The organism is Marinobacterium lutimaris, assembly GCF_900108065.1.
Lineage (GTDB): Bacteria > Pseudomonadota > Gammaproteobacteria > Pseudomonadales > Balneatricaceae > Marinobacterium_D > Marinobacterium_D lutimaris.
In genome coordinates this window covers 169,427-187,188 of record NZ_FNVQ01000003.1, presented here as the reverse complement: position 1 = coordinate 187,188, position 17,762 = coordinate 169,427, and the positions used below count along the sequence as shown (strand labels likewise).

Annotated in this window: 17 protein-coding genes; 8 read left to right on the top strand and 9 right to left on the bottom strand. The window is 57.8% G+C overall.

The genetic code is table 11. The features are described from left to right. Positions 1-36: 36 nt before the first annotated feature. The 5 genes from C4S72_RS15240 to C4S72_RS15220 form a co-directional block, all read right to left on the bottom strand. Positions 37-2,082 (bottom strand): TonB-dependent receptor, encoded by a 2,046-nt coding sequence (locus C4S72_RS15240; RefSeq protein WP_407657713.1) that lies wholly within the window; start codon positions 2,080-2,082, stop codon positions 37-39. Between the two features lie 266 nt (positions 2,083-2,348). Next, entirely contained in the window at positions 2,349-3,158 is an 810-nt protein-coding gene (locus tag C4S72_RS15235; RefSeq protein ID WP_104004022.1) for an ABC transporter ATP-binding protein, read from the bottom strand. After that, a complete protein-coding gene (locus C4S72_RS15230) occupies positions 3,155-4,198 on the bottom strand; it encodes a FecCD family ABC transporter permease (protein WP_104004021.1) in 1,044 nt (347 codons plus the stop codon). Before C4S72_RS15230 ends, C4S72_RS15235 begins: the two co-directional genes overlap by 4 nt. Next, positions 4,195-5,229, bottom strand: coding sequence for a FecCD family ABC transporter permease (locus tag C4S72_RS15225; protein ID WP_104004020.1), 1,035 nt, complete (start codon positions 5,227-5,229; stop codon positions 4,195-4,197). Before C4S72_RS15225 ends, C4S72_RS15230 begins: the two co-directional genes overlap by 4 nt. After that, positions 5,226-6,227 (bottom strand): ABC transporter substrate-binding protein, encoded by a 1,002-nt coding sequence (locus C4S72_RS15220; RefSeq protein ID WP_104004019.1) that lies wholly within the window; start codon positions 6,225-6,227, stop codon positions 5,226-5,228. The genes C4S72_RS15225 and C4S72_RS15220 overlap by 4 nt, the downstream gene beginning before the upstream one ends. A 79-nt stretch (positions 6,228-6,306) precedes the next feature. Here C4S72_RS15220 and C4S72_RS15215 point away from each other — a divergent pair, with 79 nt between their 5' ends. From C4S72_RS15215 to C4S72_RS15195, 5 genes are all read left to right on the top strand, one after another. Further along, entirely contained in the window at positions 6,307-6,876 is a 570-nt protein-coding gene (locus tag C4S72_RS15215; protein WP_104004018.1) for an MSMEG_1061 family FMN-dependent PPOX-type flavoprotein, read from the top strand. A 230-nt stretch (positions 6,877-7,106) separates the two neighbouring features. After that, positions 7,107-8,159: an NAD(P)-dependent alcohol dehydrogenase gene (locus C4S72_RS15210; protein WP_104004017.1), complete on the top strand. Its 1,053-nt coding sequence runs from the start codon at positions 7,107-7,109 to the stop codon at positions 8,157-8,159. A gap of 460 nt (positions 8,160-8,619) precedes the next feature. After that, complete coding sequence (locus C4S72_RS15205; protein ID WP_235009161.1) at positions 8,620-9,600, top strand: TRAP transporter substrate-binding protein; 981 nt, start codon at positions 8,620-8,622, stop codon at positions 9,598-9,600. Positions 9,601-9,652: 52 nt separating this feature from the next. Beyond that, positions 9,653-10,201: a TRAP transporter small permease gene (locus tag C4S72_RS15200; RefSeq protein ID WP_104004016.1), complete on the top strand. Its 549-nt coding sequence runs from the start codon at positions 9,653-9,655 to the stop codon at positions 10,199-10,201. Next, positions 10,198-11,457 carry a TRAP transporter large permease gene (locus C4S72_RS15195; protein WP_104004015.1) on the top strand — a complete coding sequence of 420 codons (1,260 nt, stop codon included), beginning with the start codon at positions 10,198-10,200 and terminating at the stop codon, positions 11,455-11,457. Before C4S72_RS15200 ends, C4S72_RS15195 begins: the two co-directional genes overlap by 4 nt. A 104-nt stretch (positions 11,458-11,561) precedes the next feature. On the opposite strand, the gene C4S72_RS15190 is transcribed toward C4S72_RS15195, so the two are convergent. After that, positions 11,562-12,056 carry a MarR family winged helix-turn-helix transcriptional regulator gene (locus C4S72_RS15190; protein ID WP_104004014.1) on the bottom strand — a complete coding sequence of 165 codons (495 nt, stop codon included), beginning with the start codon at positions 12,054-12,056 and terminating at the stop codon, positions 11,562-11,564. 604 nt (positions 12,057-12,660) lie between these two features. Between C4S72_RS15190 and C4S72_RS15185 the strand changes: the two genes are divergently transcribed. Further along, entirely contained in the window at positions 12,661-13,752 is a 1,092-nt protein-coding gene (locus C4S72_RS15185; protein WP_104004013.1) for an aromatic ring-hydroxylating dioxygenase subunit alpha, read from the top strand. Positions 13,753-13,870: 118 nt separating this feature from the next. Then, positions 13,871-14,881, top strand: a complete 1,011-nt coding sequence (locus C4S72_RS15180; protein ID WP_104004012.1) for a TRAP transporter substrate-binding protein — start codon at positions 13,871-13,873, stop codon at positions 14,879-14,881. A 93-nt stretch (positions 14,882-14,974) separates the two neighbouring features. On the opposite strand, the gene C4S72_RS15175 is transcribed toward C4S72_RS15180, so the two are convergent. The 3 genes from C4S72_RS15175 to C4S72_RS15165 all read right to left on the bottom strand — a co-directional run bounded on the left by C4S72_RS15175 (position 14,975) and on the right by C4S72_RS15165 (position 16,689). After that, positions 14,975-15,613 (bottom strand): carboxymuconolactone decarboxylase family protein, encoded by a 639-nt coding sequence (locus C4S72_RS15175; RefSeq protein WP_104004011.1) that lies wholly within the window; start codon positions 15,611-15,613, stop codon positions 14,975-14,977. 57 nt (positions 15,614-15,670) lie between these two features. After that, a complete protein-coding gene (locus C4S72_RS15170) occupies positions 15,671-16,030 on the bottom strand; it encodes a cyclophilin-like fold protein (protein WP_104004010.1) in 360 nt (119 codons plus the stop codon). A 215-nt stretch (positions 16,031-16,245) separates the two neighbouring features. Then, complete coding sequence (locus C4S72_RS15165; protein WP_104004009.1) at positions 16,246-16,689, bottom strand: (R)-mandelonitrile lyase; 444 nt, start codon at positions 16,687-16,689, stop codon at positions 16,246-16,248. A 134-nt stretch (positions 16,690-16,823) separates the two neighbouring features. On the opposite strand from C4S72_RS15165, the gene C4S72_RS15160 reads away from it, so the two are divergent. Next, positions 16,824-17,723 (top strand): LysR family transcriptional regulator, encoded by a 900-nt coding sequence (locus C4S72_RS15160; RefSeq protein WP_104004008.1) that lies wholly within the window; start codon positions 16,824-16,826, stop codon positions 17,721-17,723. Positions 17,724-17,762: the final 39 nt, after the last annotated feature.

Sequence of the window (17,762 nt, the reverse complement as noted above, 5' to 3'; positions counted from 1 at the left end):
GCCGTGGCCGCTCTTTTTGTTTTCCTGAACCCGCTGTTACCAGCGGTAGTTAACCGTCGCGGTGATTTCGCGTCCCGGGTTGTAGTAGTCGGCGGTGCCCGAGCCTACCACGTGTTGCTCGTCGAACAGGTTGCGGACGTTGATCTTCAGGTCGGTATCCTTGTGGATACGGTAGCTGAAGGAGGAGTCGAACAGGGTGGCCGATTCGCTCTTCGCGGTGTTGGCTGCATCGAAGTAGTAGGAGCCGGTGTAGCGCGCGCCCAGGCCGAAGCTCATGCCCTGTTTCGGCAGGGTGTAATGGGTCCAGACTGACGCCGAGTGGGTCGGTGCCGACGTGAACTCGTTGCCTTTGATGGAGGTGCCGTTGCGCAGTGTCCCTTCAACCACTTCGGTATCCATGTAGGAGTAGCCGCCGGTCAGGCTCAGGTTGTCGGTCAGGTCGACCTTGGCTTCCAGATCGAGACCGCGAACACGGGACTCACCGATGGTTTCACGCTCGATGGTGCCGTTGTCCTGAACCACGGCGATGGTGACATCGTCTTTGTTCAGGTCGTAGATCGCCGCAGAGAAGATGGCGTTGGTGTTGGCCGGGGCATATTTCACACCCAGCTCGACCTGGTCGCCGCGCTCGGCTTTGACGCCGATGGATGGCGGTGCGATGGACTCAACAAAGCTGACGTAGGTGGAAACCTCGTCGGTGAGTTTGTAGGTCAGGGCGCCGCGGACGGAAGTCTCGGAGAAATCATCAGACTCGGTCACGCCGCTGAGATCTGTGCTGGAGAGGTCCAGTGAATCCTGGCGTACGCCGGCGGTAACGATAAAGCGATCGACAAACGACAGGTTCTGCTGCAGGAACACGGACTTGGTTTTGAAATCCTGATCGTTCCCGGTGTAAGGCAGCAAGCCGCTCGGAACGCCGCTGTATTGCGGGTCGGTCACATCGATCGGACCTACTGCAGTGTAGATCGAGCTGCTTTCGGTGGAAGCGTCGCGGTATTCGACACCGACCAGGGTGCTGCTGTCGACGTTGTCGAACCGGGCATCGTATTGCAGGATGGCGTTGCCGATCAGCTCCTGAGCTTCGCTGTCGGTACCGAAGTAATCACGGTTGACGACGTTGCCGGTGCGGTTGGCGTTGTCGGAGATATAGACGTAACCAAAGTCATCGGTCAGGTCGCTGTAGCGCAGGTTGCCGCGCAGTACCAGGCCGTTGTTGAAGTCGTGGGTCAGCTGGCCGGTGATGCTGCTGCGCTCAACCTCGTGGTTGTTGTGGCCCGGCTCACCGAAAAAGTCATCCCGGCTGTACTCTTTGTCCAGCGGGTAGCCGCCGCTGTTCGGGCTGCTGTCACGTTTCAGGTAATCGACGATCAGGTTGGCGGTGGTGAACGCGCTTGGCTCCCAGGTCAGGCCTGCCATGAAGAACTGGTTGTCATCCTGGGAGTGATCGTATTCCCGCTCGCTGTCCTTGATCTTGCCGGTGATGCGGAAGGCGAGCTCGTCGTTGATCATGTCGCCGACATCGAGGCCTGCTTCCACATGATCGAATGCGCCGTAAGTCAGGTAGCCGCTGCCAAACTGTTCAAATTTTGGACGCTTGCTGACAAAGTTGACCGAGCCGCCCGGGTCCGCAGGACCAAACAGGGTAGAGTTGGCGCCGCGCAGCACTTCAACGCGTTCGAAAGCGTAGGCCTCTTCGCGCACGCCGCGCATGGAGCCCAGGGTCAGGCCGTCGCGGTAGGTGGTTGCCTGGAAACCGCGGATCAGGAAATAGTCGTTGCGGTCATCGGTGCCGTAATAGTCGGTGACTACACCGGGGGTGTACTGCAGAACCTCCTCGGTGGTGTCGGCTTCGCGCTGGTTGATCTCTTTTTCGGTGATAACAGACACCGAGGCCGGGGTATCGAGGACGCTGGTGGCGACCTTGCCTCCGACCCAGAGTTCGCGAGCAACGATGGAGTTGGCGTCATCATCGGCGGCGGCCTGGGTGTTAACGATCACGGGTGCGAGACGAAAGACTTCTGCGTTGTCTGCTTCCTCGGCGTTTACGGTCATGGGAATGATGGCCAGAGGGGCACAGAACATCAGCGTTGCCGCGCTGCGCTGGAACCTGGGAGTGCAATATCCCAGGGTGGTTTTGTGATCGGTCATTCGTTGCATCCTTCGCGTTTACAAGAAAAGTTGAACAGTCGCTCGATGGCTACATTCACGCACATCTTGAGGAACGCGAAGCTTGATGTCAATAATGAGAATTATAATCATGTAGATTATTGTTAAATCATTTATGACGCATGTTTTATAAACCCGGAGTGGTTACCCGAAGATCCAGGTATCGACGCTTAAAGGTCGCTCTAGCGTTCGGAGGCGAGACGGTGACGACCGATCGGCAGCATCATCGGCTTGCCGGAAATCGGGTCGGGGATTACCTGGCTGCGCAGGCCAAATACGGACTGGATCATCTCTTCATTGAGAATGCTGTCCGGTTCGCCATGGGCATAGAGCTTGCCGCCGGCCATCGCCACCAGCTGGTCTGAATAGCGCGCCGCCAGGTTGAGATCATGCAGCACCATAACCACGGTGATGCCGCGTTGATGGTTGAGGTCGGTGAGGAGGTCCAGTACCTCGACCTGGTGGCTGACATCGAGAAAGGTGGTGGGCTCGTCCAGCAGCAGGATGTCTGTCTCCTGAGCCAGCGCCATGGCGATCCAGACCCGTTGGCGCTGTCCGCCGGACAGGGCGTCGACCTCCCGGTCGGCCAGGTCGGTGGTCTGGGTGACCTCCAGCGCCTTGGCGATCGCAGCGTCGTCATGGCTGTTCCAGCGGGAGATCAGGCCGTGATGAGGATGCCGGCCTCGGCTGACCAGGTCCGCCACGGTAATCCCCTCCGGCGCCACCGGTGACTGGGGCAGCAGGCCCAGGGTGCGCGCCAGCATGCGGGTAGGGCTGCGGTGCACCGATTTGCCATCCAGCAGCACCTGTCCGCCGGAAGGGGCGAGTAGACGGGCCAGGGTGCGCAGCAGGGTGGATTTACCACAGCCGTTCGCGCCGACGATCGATGTAATCCGGCCTGCCGCGAAGCTGAGATCAAGGCCATCAAGGATGGTACGCTCGCCGTAACCAGCCGACAGATCTTCAACAACCAGGGAGTGTGCGGCAGTCATAGAGAGCCTCCGTTGCGGTTAACGCGAACAATCAGGTAGATCAGGTAAGGTGCGCCGAGCGCGCCGGTGACAACGCCTACTGGGTAGCGGCTCGGTAATAAGAATTGGCCGATATAGTCGCCCACGAGCACCAGGCAGGCACCGACCAGTGCAGATGGAATCACCAGCGAGCCATTCGACCCGATAATCCGTGCAGCGATGGGGCCGGAGAGAAAAGCGACAAAGGCGATGGGCCCGGTGACTGCGGTAGCGACGGCGATCATGCCGACGGCGCAGACGATCACGGTGATGCGCGTCACACCAACCCTCACTCCCAGGGCGGCAGCGGTGTCGTCCCCGAGGCGCAGAGCTTCCAGATCCCGGGCACGGCAGAGCAGAATACCGCCGAACACCAGTAGCGCGATAAGCACCGGCAGTGCCTGGCTCAGTTGGGCCGAATTGACGCTGCCGGTGAGCCAGCGCATCGCCTCCTGAAGATCCCAGGAGGGTGCGCGCGCAAGAATATAGGCGATAAAGCTCTCGATCATCGCCGAGACGCCGATGCCGATAAGGATCAGCCGGGTACCGGCAACGCCGTTGCGGTAAGAGAGGCCATAGACCAGCAGTGCAACACCAAGCCCGACAAAGACCGAAAATATCGATACCGCCACGCCGTCCATCTGCAGGACCACGATGGCGAATACCGCGGCAGCGCTGGCACCGCCACTGACGCCGATAATATCGGGGCTGGCCAGCGGGTTGCGCAGCATGATCTGAAAGGCCACACCGGCCAAGCCAAAGCAGCAACCGGCCAGTATGCACAGCAGTGCGCGGGGCAGGCGCAGCTGACCCACGGTAAAGCTGGCGCCGGGAACGTTTTCACCCAGAAGTACACGCAGCACCTCCTGCGGCGCTGTAAACGACTGACCGAGCATCAGCGTCAGAGCAAAGCCCGCCACCAGGATAAAGACGAAGGTTGCCAGTAGTGTTCGCCAGCTGCGCGCGCGTTTCAGTCGGCCGCGGCGTACCTTGATCAGGCTGTTGTCCATATGAGCGGTCATAGGTCGCGCACCCGCTGGCGTCTAACGATCCAGATAAAAAACGGCGCGCCGATAAAGGCGGTGACGACGCCAACCTCAATTTCGCTGGGGCGGGCAAGGATTCGTCCAGCCACATCGGCGAGCAGCAGCAGGCTGGCGCCGAAAACGGCGGAAAAGGGCAGCAGCCAGCGGTGATCCACGCCGACGAGCAGGCGGCATAGATGTGGCACCACCAGCCCAACAAAACCTATGGGGCCACAGGCCGCTGTGGTTGCCCCGCACAGCAGAATCGCGCCAATGCCGGCCGTTGCCCGCGCCAGTGCAACCTTCTCGCCGAGCCCCGCGGCCAGCTCATCGCCGAGCGCCAGGGTGTTCAGCTTGCGAGCTGACAGCAGGCTGATGGCAAAGCCGGCCAGCAGAAAAGGCAGTACCAGGTTAAGCGTATCGAAAGTAGCGCCGCCCACACCGCCGATCTGCCAGGAGCGCACGCCACCGGCGATATCGTTGCGCGGCAAAACCACGGCCAGGGTAAAGCAGGAGAGGGCAATCGAGGTGGCCGCCCCGGCCAGGGCCAGTTTCAGCGGGGTGGCGCCGCCGCGGCCCAGCGAACCGATCAGGTACACGAAGACCGCGGTGACGCCGGCACCGATAATGGCCGTCCAGACATAGGCTGACGCCAGGCTCATGCCAAACCAGGCCAGGCCAATCACCACGGCGAGTGTCGCGCCAAGATTGACCCCGAGAATACCCGGGTCCGCCAGCGGGTTACGCGTCACGCCCTGCATGATCGCGCCGGCCAGGCCCAGTGCGGCTCCGGCAATGACTGCCAGCAGTGTGCGCGGAATCCGCATTGCCACGGCCGCTTCACCCACCGTGTTCACCTGGCCGTTCAGCGCAGCGAAGATCTCTTCCCAGCTGACCTCACGGGTACCGATCGCGACGGACAGAAAACAGAGCGCGGCCAACAGAGTCAGCAGGCAAAGCAGACTGAGCGGCTTCAGTGCCCCGTGCGCGCCTCTAGCTGTCGAAGTGGCGGCTGTGGATGGGGTCATTCTGATTTGCGAGCGGCCGCCGCCAGGGTATCAACGTAGTCATCCAGCACCCAGGGGATGGAAAGCGGTGTCGGGTTGGCGCCGGTGGCACTAGGGCCGTTGCCGAGCATCACCACGGCATCCTTGGCGATGGCGCGCATTCTGGAAGTCAGCGGGTTGGACTTGAGGGGCCCAAGCAGCTGCTCGCCGCCGTAGGTGACGAAGATATCGACATCATCGAAGCTGTCGATCTTTTCGATACTGACTTCGCCGGAGAACTGACCCTTCTGGGTTGCGTCGATCACGCTCTGCGGTGAATGCAGGCCCAGGTCTTCGAAAAAGCTGACCCGTGCATCGTTGCCGGAATAGAAGTGCAGGATGCTCAGGTTGGTAGGATCCAGATGGGTGATAAACATCGCCGTTTTATCTTCCAGCTCCGGGTAGCGGGCGACGCTTGTTGCGATCTCTGCTTCGATCTGTCCGATAAGAGCTTCCCCCTCGGCGGCCATGCCAAGCCCCGCGCTGTTCGTGCGGATCAGCTCACGCCAGCTGGTGGACCAGGGGGCTTGCGGATAGGCGACAACCGGCGCGATCATGCTCAGCGTGTCGTAGTCAGCCTGACTGAGGCCAGAGTAGCCGGCCAGAATGACATCGGGTTGGGTCGCGGCGACCGCTTCAAAGTCGATGCCGTCCCCCTCATCGAAGAGGGCCGGTACCGGTGCACCGAGCTCCTTCAGGCGGGCGCTCACCCAGGGCAGTAGCCCATCGCCATCATCGTCACCAAATCCCGCTGCGGCAAAGCCTACCGGCACCACACCCAGTGCCAGGGGCACCTCGTGATTTGCCCGGGCCACGGTGGCGACGCGTTCAGGTTTCGCCTCAATGGTGGAGGTGCCGAAGGCGTGATTGATGGTGATCGGAAACCGCTGCTTTGGCCCATCTGAGCGCGCAGCGGCGGAGAAGGGCAGGATCGCGATGCAGACAAGCGTCGCGACGATAATTCGCAGATTTTTACGCATATCGGAGGATCAAACTTTGATTAGAAATAGCGACAGTGTACAGTAAATAGAATACGTAATACCAATGAGAAGCAATATCATGACGCAGATAACATCCCTTGAGCAATTGAGGGAGCTATATCCAGAGCCGATGGAGATCGTGCAGAAAAAAGTGATGCCGGCGCTGGATGTTCACACCATCACCTTCATCGAACATAGCCCCTTCGCCCTGTTTTCCAGCATCGATAGCCAGGGCAATGTCGATGTATCTCCCAAGGGTGGCGAGCCAGGGTTTATCAAAGTGCTCGATGATAAGACGATCCTGATCCCAGACACGGCAGGCAATAACCGAGTCGACGGCCTGAAGAATATTCTCGAGAATCCCGGTGTTGGCCTGCTGTTCATGGTCAACGGTATTAACGAGATCATCCGCGTCAAAGGCAAAGCCAGTATTCATACCGACGCCGATCTGCTTGAGCTCTGCGGCGAGGGTGGGAAGCTGCCTAAAGTGGTGATCAAGGTCGCCGTTGAAAGCGCGTTCTTCCATTGCCCTAAGGCGCTCTGGGTTGGCAAGTTGTGGGGGAACGACTACCGGGTCGACCGCTCGTTTCTGCCCAATCTGGGCGAGATCGTCCAGGATCAGATCGCTATCCATAAACCCGGCGAGTAAAGCCGTGTGCAGCCTGGATATTTCTCATTGAAGAGGAATAGGCAGACTTAATGCCGGGGAATAGGTGGATTATCTGGCTGGTTTGAATAATCAGGCAAGGAATAGGCAGGATCGGGTAGGGGCTTCATAGCGCTGATTTTTTACAATGGACACTTCTTGGCACGAGGATGTCGTGCCGTTTTTGTTGTTGTTCAAATGTATTGTGAAAAGCCAGAAAGCAAGGAGATTCCATGAAAACGGTTGGTTATGCGTCGTATTCACCAGATACCGAAATGGTGCCTTACCACTTCGAGCGTCGTGCCTTGCGGGCAAATGATGTAGCCATTGAAATTCTCTACAGCGGTGTGTGTCACTCCGATCTGCACACCGTGAATGGCGACTGGGGTCCCCAGCCGTCACCGATCGTGCCGGGCCATGAAATTGTGGGTCGTGTTATCGAGGTAGGTCCAAAAGTCAGCAACTATAAGGTTGGTGATCAGGTCGGTGTCGGCTGCATGGTCGACAGCTGCCAGGAGTGCGATCAGTGTCACCACGGCGAAGAGCAGTTCTGCCGTCACGGCATGACGCCGACCTATGGCGCGCCGGACCGCATCTCCGGTGAGATTACCCAGGGCGGTTACTCCAAGCACATCGTAGTGCGTGAAGAGTTCGTGCTGCGTATCCCTGAAGCGCTGGATCTGTCTCGCGCAGCGCCGATTCTCTGTGCCGGCATCACCACCTTCTCCCCGTTGCGCACCTGGAACATCGGCGAAGGCAGCCGTGTTGGTGTCATCGGTCTGGGTGGCCTGGGGCACATGGCCGTGCAGCTGGCCGCTGCTATGGGCGCAGAAGTCACCGTGCTGAGCCGCTCCAAGCAGAAAGAGGAAGAAGCGAAAAAGATCGGTGCCAAGGGTATCCTGGCTTCCACCGATGAAGATGCCATGAACGCAGCGGCTTCTTCATTTGATCTGATCATCGACACCGTCCCGGTTGAGCACGATGTCACGCTTTACACACCGCTGCTCGACGTGGATGCGACTCTTGTCATCGTTGGCCAGGTTGGCCCGATGAAAGAGTTCATGACGGTACCGATGATCATGGGACGCCGTCGCGTAGCCGGCTCCCTGATCGGTGGTGTGAAACAGACCCAGGAAGTGCTGGATTTCTGTGCCGAGCACAATATCCACCCGATCTGTGAAATCATCCGCCCGGAGCAGATCAACGAAGCGTTTGAAGTGATGGAAAAGGGTGATATCGCCCACCGTTACGTGATGAAAATGACCGATATGGCTGACGACGCCTGATTCTCGTCTTTCAGAGCTGGCCGTGATCCTGGCCAGCTTCTGCAGCGTTTTGACACCCCGCTTTGCGGGGTGTTTTTCGTTTGGGCTTCTACAGCCTTGGTAACCGCACCCGCCTTCATTCGCTTACCCATCTCGCTATCTCATGGCATTTAGATCTCATGGCCGGATATCTCTTCGTGCAACGAGGGGCCGGCTGCCATCTATACCGCGCGAAGAGATTTTCTTCCAAGAATCAACGTGGTTCTGGATTCATCGTGCATAAAAATATAAAAACACAGTGGTGCGATTATTGCTCCTTAGGTAGTGTTCAGCGCTGATTACACAGCGGCCGGGATTATTTGAACCCTGGTTGTTCGTGGCCGGCTCGCCAGACCCTGGCCAGGAAGTAGATCGAATACCGCTTTTTCTCGGATGACCCGATGACAATTACAACTAAAGAAAAATGGAGTTAGACATGCCGATGAAACCTCTTATGACTTCTGTGATGGCGGGTGGCCTCGCTCTGATGATGGCGATACCGGCTCAGGCACGGGATTTCCGTCTTGGCTTGATCACGCCGCCGCCGCATCGCTGGACTCAGGCTGCTGAAGCCTTTGCTGAAGATGTGAAGCAGAAGTCCGGTGGCGAGCACAGTATTGCGGTATTCCCGTCGCAGCAGCTTGGGAATGAGGCGCAGATGGTGCAGCAGTTGCAGACCGGTGCACTGGATATGGCATTTCTAACCGTCGCCGAGATCTCAAACCGTGTGCCTGATTTTGGTGCTCTTTATGCGCCTTATCTGGTCGACAATATCGATCAGGCGGCAGCGCTGCTGAAGTCTGATGCCGCCATCGAACTGCTCGATCAGCTGCCGGCGGAAGCGGGCCTGGTTGGTGTGGGTTACGGCATGGCGGGGCTGCGTCAGGTGATGAGCCGCGATCAGCTGGAAAGCCCGGCTGACCTGGAAGGCAAAAAGCTGCGCATCACGCCGTTTGAACCGATCCGTGATTTTTACATGGCAACCGGTGCAGCACCGACTCCGATGCCGCTTCCGGCCGTTTATGACGCCTTGGCCAACGGCCAGATTGATGCTATCGATATGGATTTCGATTCCATCCTTATTTTCAAGTTCTATGAACGCTCCGACAAGATGCTGATCTCCAACCATATGATGTTCCCGATGGTGGGCGTGGTGTCTGGCCGCATCTGGAAAGATCTGAGTGCGGAAGACCGTGAGCTGCTACAGACCAGCATGCGCACCCAGCTGGATGCAGTGATTGATCACTTCCAGGCGCTGGAGAAAGAGCAGGAGATGGAGCTGCGGGGCCTGGATATCACCATCCACGAAGCGACCAAGGAAGACTTCGCCGATGCGATCGCCGAGTGGGAAACTATCTGGTCTGAAAAGGCCAAGTCCCTGCCCAGCCTGAGAAAAGCCGCTGCCGAGATCAAAGGCAGCTGATCCTCTGAGCCAGTACCCTGCGGACCGCTGGTCTGCAGGGCGAGGAAGTACGATGTTAGGATTTATTTCAGATCGCCTCGTGCGGCTCGAGATGGGGCTGGCGGCGCTGATGGCAGCCGCTGTCACCCTGCTGATTCTATTGAATATCGGCAGCCGCTCATTGGGAATGGCGATCTACTGGGTGGATGAACTGGCGATCTACGCCATGGTCTGGACCACCTTTTTGGCAACCTCTGTGGCACTTAAGCGACGCCAGGTCGTTGCCGTTACCCTGTTGGTTGATCTGCTCGGCAGAGGAACCCACGCCTGGATTCAGCTGCTCTGTGACCTGATGATTCTGACCTTTGCGCTTGCCCTGCTGGTGCTCTGCTGGCGCTGGCTCGATCCAGTCACGTTTGCCAGTGGAGGCTTTGATATCAAGGCTTTTCAGGGCGATACCTTTAACTTTGTATACTCTGAAAAGACCAACACACTGGGTGTTAAAAAGATCTGGCCCTGGCTCATCCTGCCGTTTTTCTCCCTATCACTGACCCTGCACGCCCTGAATAACCTGCTCGGCAGCCTCAAAGGTGCGACCTGTGTGAAGGGGGCTGTGCAATGACATTCGCGGTGTTTTTCATCCTTCTGTTTCTGAGTGTGCCTATCGCGCTGGTGTTGGCACTTACGGCGCTCTGGTATATCGGCACCTCAGGCAATTCGGTGCTGTTTGACTCCTATCCTCAACAGCTGTTCGGCGCCATAGAAAGCTATGGTTTGCTGGCTATTCCGCTATTCATGCTGGCTGGCGAGTTGATGAATGAAGGAGGGCTGACCAGTCGTCTGATCAATCTTGCGCGTATTCTGGTGGGCGGCTTCCGTGGCGGCCTGGCCTACATCAACCTGGTAGCCAACATGATGATGGCAGCGATCATGGGGTCGGCGGCGTCGCAAATCGCTATTATGTCCCGCGCCATGGTACCGGCGATGGAAAAAGAGGGTTACTCGGGATCCTACGCCGCGGCCATCACCTCGGCGGGGGGGCTGTTGTCACCGATTATTCCTCCCTCGATGCTGTTCGTACTGTTTGGCGTGCTGGCGCAGATTCCCATCGCAGAGATGTTTATCGCCGGTATCCTGCCGGGCCTGCTCATGTCGTTTCTGTTCTTTATCGTGATTGCCCTGGTGGGCTTGGTGCAGCAGTACCCTAAAGGTGACTGGCCGAACAAGGCCCAGCGCCGCGAATACCTGCTGATGGGGCTGCCGGCCGCGTCGATTCCGCTGGTGATTATCGGCGGGATACTGACCGGATTGGCAACACCCACCGAGTCCGCTGCGCTGGCCTCTCTGGCTGCGCTGCTGATCGGTAAATATATCTACAAAGATCTTAAGTTCTCCCAGTTGCCGGAGATCCTGCGCCGCACTGCCTTGAACGCCGGTATGGTGATCATGCTGATCTCTGCTGCAGGTGTATTCGGTTGGGTGGTTGTTTATGAGCAGATTCCCCAGGCGGCAGCGGAGTGGATAGCCGAGCAGACCTCGGATCCGTTCATATTCATGCTGATGGTGATTGGCGTGTTGATCCTGGTCGGCATGGTGATCGACGGGATCGCTGCGCTGATTCTTGTGGTGCCGATCCTGCTGCCGATCGCCCAGGATCAGTTTGGTATCTCGCCTTACCAGTTTGGTGTCGTGGTATGCCTGACGTTAGTGATGGGCTTGCTGACGCCGCCTGTTGGGGCTGGTCTGTTTATCGGATCGTCGATGACAGGCATACCTCCGATGCGGATTTTCAAATCCTTGATACCTTTTCTGTGCGCGACGCTGGCGACGCTGGTATTGCTGGCAGCGGTACCTGAACTGGTGCTCGCCTTGATCTGATTTGGGCTGAACTAACTAAAGTGCGGCAGCTGCGCTGAGCCAGATATTTCGGGTCTGAGCTCTGCGCGGTCTGTGCTACCGGAAGTCTTTGCGACTTTCCCTCGCTAGCCACCCTCGCTAGCGGGATCATAGCCATTAACCACATCCAGCCGCGCTTTCATTCGATGCAGCAGGTCGATAAAGATATCCAGTTCTGCGTCGGAAAAATCCGCCAGTAGCAGCGCTTCGCGGCGCAGGGCGACTTTCAGCACCTGGTCGTGCAGCGCCTTGCCCTTGGGGGTCAGCCGGATCAGGATCCGTCTGGCGTCCTGCTTATCTTTGCTGAATTCCACATCGCCATTTTCTTCAAGCTGCTTGAGCGCGCGGCTGGTGGCTGCCTTGTCGAGAGCGGTGACTTCGCAGATGCGGTTGGCGGATATATCGGACTCCACGGCCAGCATCGCCAGGATGCGCCAGTCCACCACTCCCACACCAAAGTGCTTGCGATAGCAGCTGGAGGCGCCGGCGCCGAGCTTGTTGGCGAGAGCGGTGACAAGCGCTGGAACGTAGCGATCCAGGTTTAGGCTGTTGCGCTCTGTGACGGAGCTTTTTGTCGTCATGACTGTCCGGTTTTTTGCTTGGATAGTGAGTGGGTTAGCAGGGCATGCTACTGCCATCAGACGGGCAAAGAAAGCGAGTGAGACCCGGCTAAAGCTCCTGTCCTGTCTGTTCAATCGCCGATTGGTGCATGTAGTAAACTGCGTGGTTTCGTTGATTTTTATTAATAAGTTATTGAAATTATTGGCATAATTAAAGAAGGATATGCGTTATTTTGATATCGTTGACATATCAACTATATCAGGTCTATAGTTCGTTCCATGCCAACTAAAAAAACAAAAGGCTGAACGATGTTAGATCCTGTTATCCGCCATCCTTTATCCAGGACGGTAGCCAGAACCGCTGTCCTTAAAGCTCAAAGCCCCGCTTATGACTCGTTAGGGTATGAGAGGATCGCTCCCTCTTTCCCAGAGTTCAGTACCCATAGCCGCATTCGTGCGGATGTGATGGCGCGATATCCCCGTTCTGCTTTATCCATTAAATCTTACCGGACCGACACTAGCCCGATCGGAGCGAGCCCTTTGCTCTCGGCTTGCGGTTTGTCCGCATGGCGCTTCTGAGCGTCTATCTCAAAAACAGACCCAGCAAAAAATAAGAGGTCCAATCATGAACGTTAGCCAGGCCGATCCTGCAACCCTTGCCCAACAACAAAACGCATCCAAACCCGAATTTCCGCTCGATATGTGGTATGTCGCGGCGCTCAGCAAAGAGCTGACGGACAAGCCCATTGGCCGCACCCTGCTGAATCAATCCGTGGTGCTGTTTCGCACCCCCGATGGTCAGGTCGCAGCGCTGGAGAACCGCTGCTGTCACCGCGACCTGCCGCTTTCGTATGGCACGGTTGAAGAGTCCGGCATCCGCTGTGGTTACCACGGTCTGCTGTTCGATGGCGAAGGTAAGTGTCTGGAGGTGCCGGGGCAGGACAAGGTACCCCGCAAAGCGTTTGTATCTGCTTACTCGGTGAAGGAGCAGGACTCGCTGGTCTGGATCTGGTTCGGTTCTGAAGAAAACTCGAAACCCAGCTGTGAGCCGCCGCGCTACGAGGTGCACACAGACGAACGCTATGTATTTGATGGCGGCGTTTTCTACTACGAGGCACCATACCAGCTGATTCACGACAATCTGCTGGACCTCAGCCATCTGGGCTATGTACATCTGCGCACCATCGGCGGCAACGCAAAGGTACATATGGGCGCCGAGATGAAGGTGGAAGGTGAGGGCGACAGCGTTCGTGTGGTGCGTCATATGCGCAACTCAACGCCGCCGCCGACCTATACCATGGCTTACCCGTTCGAGGATAAGGTGGATCGTTGGCAGGAGATCGAATTCCATCCGTCGCATCTGCGGATCTGGACCGGAGCGGTCAATGCCAATACCGAGTCACTGGACTCGCCCGACCGCGGCGGTTTCCATATGCGCGGTTTCCATGCGATCACCCCGGAAACGGCGGAGAGCAGCCACTACTTCTGGACCGTGGCCTCAAACCCTGCAACCAATAAAGACGAGATAAACAAAATCGTTACCGAGCAGAGTGAGATGACCTTTGAAGAGGATAAGGTCGTGATCGAGGCTCAGTACCAGAACATGAAGCGCTTTGCGGACCGGCCGATGGTCGATATCCATGTGGATGTGGGGCCCAACCGGGCGCGTCGTATTATCAAGCGGATGTGCGCGGGCGACAGCCACGCAGCGCAGTAAAGAAATGAGCGCAGCGAAGAAAGTTGCGCGGTAAGGAAACGTTGCACAGTAAAGAAAGTAGCCCAATAAAGAAAAGTTTCGCCTCAGGTAAAACTATAAATATAAAAGGAAACCTCGAATGAAATTAAAAACACTGGTTGCGATGGGTAGTGCGCTGGCTGCCTTTTCCATGAGTACTCTGGCAGCAGATGTGACGCTGCGTTTCGCCCATCCATGGCCGGCTAACTCAGCAATCCACCAGGGGTTTGCTGAGTGGGGCAAGATGATCAATGAGGATTCGCAGGGGCGGATCGACATCGAGCTTTACCCTTCGCAAACGCTGGTGAAGGCGGGCGCCTCTTATGATGCGGTGGTGAACAATATCGCCGATATGACCGCCACGGTGCAGGGTTATACCGCCAACCGTTTTCCGCTGAGCCAGATCGTAGAGCTGCCAGGCATGGTCAACTCTGGGTCTCAGGGCTCTTGCCTGCTGCAGAAGTTGTATGACGAGGGCCAGGTCTCCTCCGAGTATGATGATTCCCACGTGCTGTTCGTATACACCAATGGCCCGGGGCAGCTTCACTCCCGCGACAAAGAAATGCTTTACCCCGATGACCTGAAAGGGATGCGCATCCGTCGCCCAACCGTTGCAGTCGGTACGCTGCTGGAAAACCTGGGTGCGCAGCCGGTGGGTATGCCCGCGCCGGAAATCTACCAGTCACTGCAGCGTGACGTCATCGATGGCGTAGCGATCTCCTGGGATGGCACCAAGGTGTTCCGTCTTAATGAGCTGGTGAACTACCACACTCAGGTCAACCTGTACTCGCTGGCGTTCGTGGTCACCATGAACAAGAACGTCTACGCCAAACTGCCTGACGATCTCAAAGCCGTACTCGACAAATATTCCGGCGCAAAATGGTCGCAGTACATGACCGCCATCTTCGATAACCTTGATAAAGAGTCGATGAAAGAGGCAGTCGAGATGGGCGACAAGCTGATCCCGCTCACCGACGATGCGCGCAAAGCCTGGGAGCCCGTGCTGGGTGAGATTACCGAGCAGTACATCAATGACCTGGAAGCGAAAGGCATTCCGGCGAGAAAGGTATATGAACGTGCGGTAGAGCTGAAAGAGGTTTGCGGCGTTTAAGCGTTAAGCTTCCCTCCTTGTGAGGGTAATCCCGGCATGTTCAGCAAGCGCATGCCGGGATTTTTTATGCTCCAAAAAGGCAGAAGCAAAGGCTTACGCCAGGGCCTGCTCCAGCGCATCGCCGGCACGTTTGGCGGCGTTTGCATCAACCTTTTCTTTCAGCACTGCGACCAGCTCGCCCAGCTGCTCGGCGGTGATACCGGCATTCATGCTGATATTCACGTGGGCGCCTACCTGGGCTTCGGCGCCGGCCAGCGCCGACAGCATGCTCACGGTGGCTAGCTCCCGGTCTTTCCAGTCCAGGTTATCGCGCTCGAAGATATCGCCGAACAGGTGCGCTTTCAGATAGGTGTCGATGGCGGGCGCAAAATCGAACAGTGGGCCTTTTACCGGTGCGCCGGCAAGGCTTGTCTGGTTACGGGTGCCTGCGGCCAGAAGTGCTTCTCCCTGAGGGATCGGCTGGCTTGGCGATTCCTGGCCGGGATCGTCCTCTATGCCCTGTTCCTTACGCTTTGAGACCAGCTTCATCAGTGTGCCCAGAGCGTTCAGGCTGCGCGGAAATCCTGCATAGGCATAGACCTGAACCAGCACCTCTTTGGCATCGCTGATGCTGACGCCGTTGTCCAGGCCCTCGGCCAGGGCGGTGTTCAGTTTGGCAGTTTCACCGGCCGCCGCGAACGCCGCGATCGGGATCAGTGCCTGCTGGCGTGTACTCAACGCTGCATTAGTCATCGGTTGTACCTCCTGTTATCTGCTGTTTTGGCTGCACCGTTCAGGCTTTTTCCATCGTCAGGCTTTTTCCATTGTCAGGGTAATGGAAGCGCCCAGATTGCGGACCTTGTCGAGATGGCCTTCGTCGATACGGCCGACGATCATCTGGTCGGTGTAGCTTTTCGAGACCTCTTCACCGTCGAACAGAATAGCGAACCAGCCGCCGCTATAGAGCAGGTCGCCGTTGCTCCAGCCATCCTGCAGCTCGGCAGGGTCGGTCGCCAGCGGGCGGTCGGCGGTGCAGCAGTAGTCAAACTCTGCGCGGTGGCCAGAAACCGTATAAGGCAGGCGATCCGCCAGGGCGCGGCCGGTGACCGTATCGTTCAGGGTGGCGGGGATGCGGGTGTCTCCAACGATGATGTTGACCGCTGTAGGCATCGAAAACTCCTTCTTAATAAACCGGTTTGCCGCGCGTCAGTGGTTGTTCTGAGTTGCGCAGGGTTGGCAGCACAGCCTGGGTAGAGGCAACCCAGGCTGCTGTTTTGACGCGCGGCGTCCGGTGAAAACCGTGCCAGCGATCCCTGCAATGGGCAGCTATTCTGTCTGCCGGGACGGTATCGCTGGTCATTGACAGACCGGTGTGCGAGCGGGGCTCAGTCTTTCTTGATCGGGCCGCCCAGGTACTGCTCATCGGTAACCGGTTCCATCCAGGTGACCGGGCTGCCATCCAGCGCTTCCTGCACCGCTACGTGCTGCATGTAGGTGGTATCAGTGGCACCATGCCAGTGGCGACGGCCGCAGTTGCAGTAAATGATGTCGCCGGGACGGATTTCGGTGCGCGGGCCGCCTTCACACTGGGTCCAGCCAACGCCATCGGTGACCAGCAGTGCCTGACCCAACGGGTGGGTGTGCCAGTTGGTGCGAGCGCCCGGTTCAAAGTTGACTACGGCCATACCGATGCGGGACGGCTCCGGGGCGTTAAAAATCTTGTCGATACGTACGGTGCCGGTGAACCAGTCGGCCGGCCCCTTGATCGCCGGGGTCGAACCGGCGCGGATAACCTGCATGTCGTCAGGGTTGTTTTCTGTAGCGCTCATAGGTGCCTCCTGATCGGAATCTTGTTTCTGTAGAACCAGTTCTGTGGTTCCTATTAAGTAATACCAATCTAGCAAATTAGGATTATCTTCTGTATACGTTAAATCCTTAATGCAGTGTGAAGTAAAACTTAACAATGACCACTCAAAGCCTGGATGCTCTCTCCGTATTCGTGACCGTGGCCCGGGAGGGCAACTTTACCCGTGCCGCAGCACACCTGGGCGTTTCGCCCTCTGCGGTCAGCCAGACCATGCGCGGTCTCGAGGAGCGCCTGGGGGTGAGGTTGCTGACGCGCACCACCCGCAGCGTGACGCGCACCGAAGCAGGGGAGAAGCTGCTGCGTGAGATCGCTCCACTGCTCGATGAGATCGATGCACACCTGTCGGCGGTGGCGGACCTGCGCGACAGACCGGCGGGTATCGTCCGCATTACCGCCGATGAATACGCAGCGCGCTATGTGCTCTGGCCACGGCTGTTGCCCTTGCTGGATAAATATCCCGAGATAACCGTCGAGCTGGTCACCGATTACGGCCTGACCGATATTGCGGCGGAGCGTTGCGACGCCGGTGTCCGGCTTGGCGGTATTCTGGCGGCGGATATGGTTGCCGTGCCGATCGTAAAACAGGTGCGCATGGTTACCCTGGCATCCCCCAAGTATCTGGCGCGCTATTCGGCACCCGCTACGCCGAACGATCTCACCGGCCATCGCTGCATCAATTTGCGCCTACCCACTCACGGCGGGCTCTATGCCTGGGAGTTTGAACGAAACGGAGAGGAATCCCGGGTACGGGTGGATGGTCCGCTGATCATGAACAGCGTGATCCAGATCCTGGACGCCTGTTTGGCCGGAGTTGGCCTGGTGCAGATACCGGATGGGCTGGCGCAGCCGCATCTCGATAGCGGCGAACTGCAAGAGGTGCTGACAGACTGGTCGGAGCCTTTCCCCGGCTACTACCTCTATTACCCCAGCCGCCGTCAGCAGACTGCAGCCTTCCGGGTGGTGCTGGATGCGCTACGTGATGGCGCTCCGCTTTAGGCGCAAAAAACGGAGCCGGAAACCTGGTTGCTCCGGCCC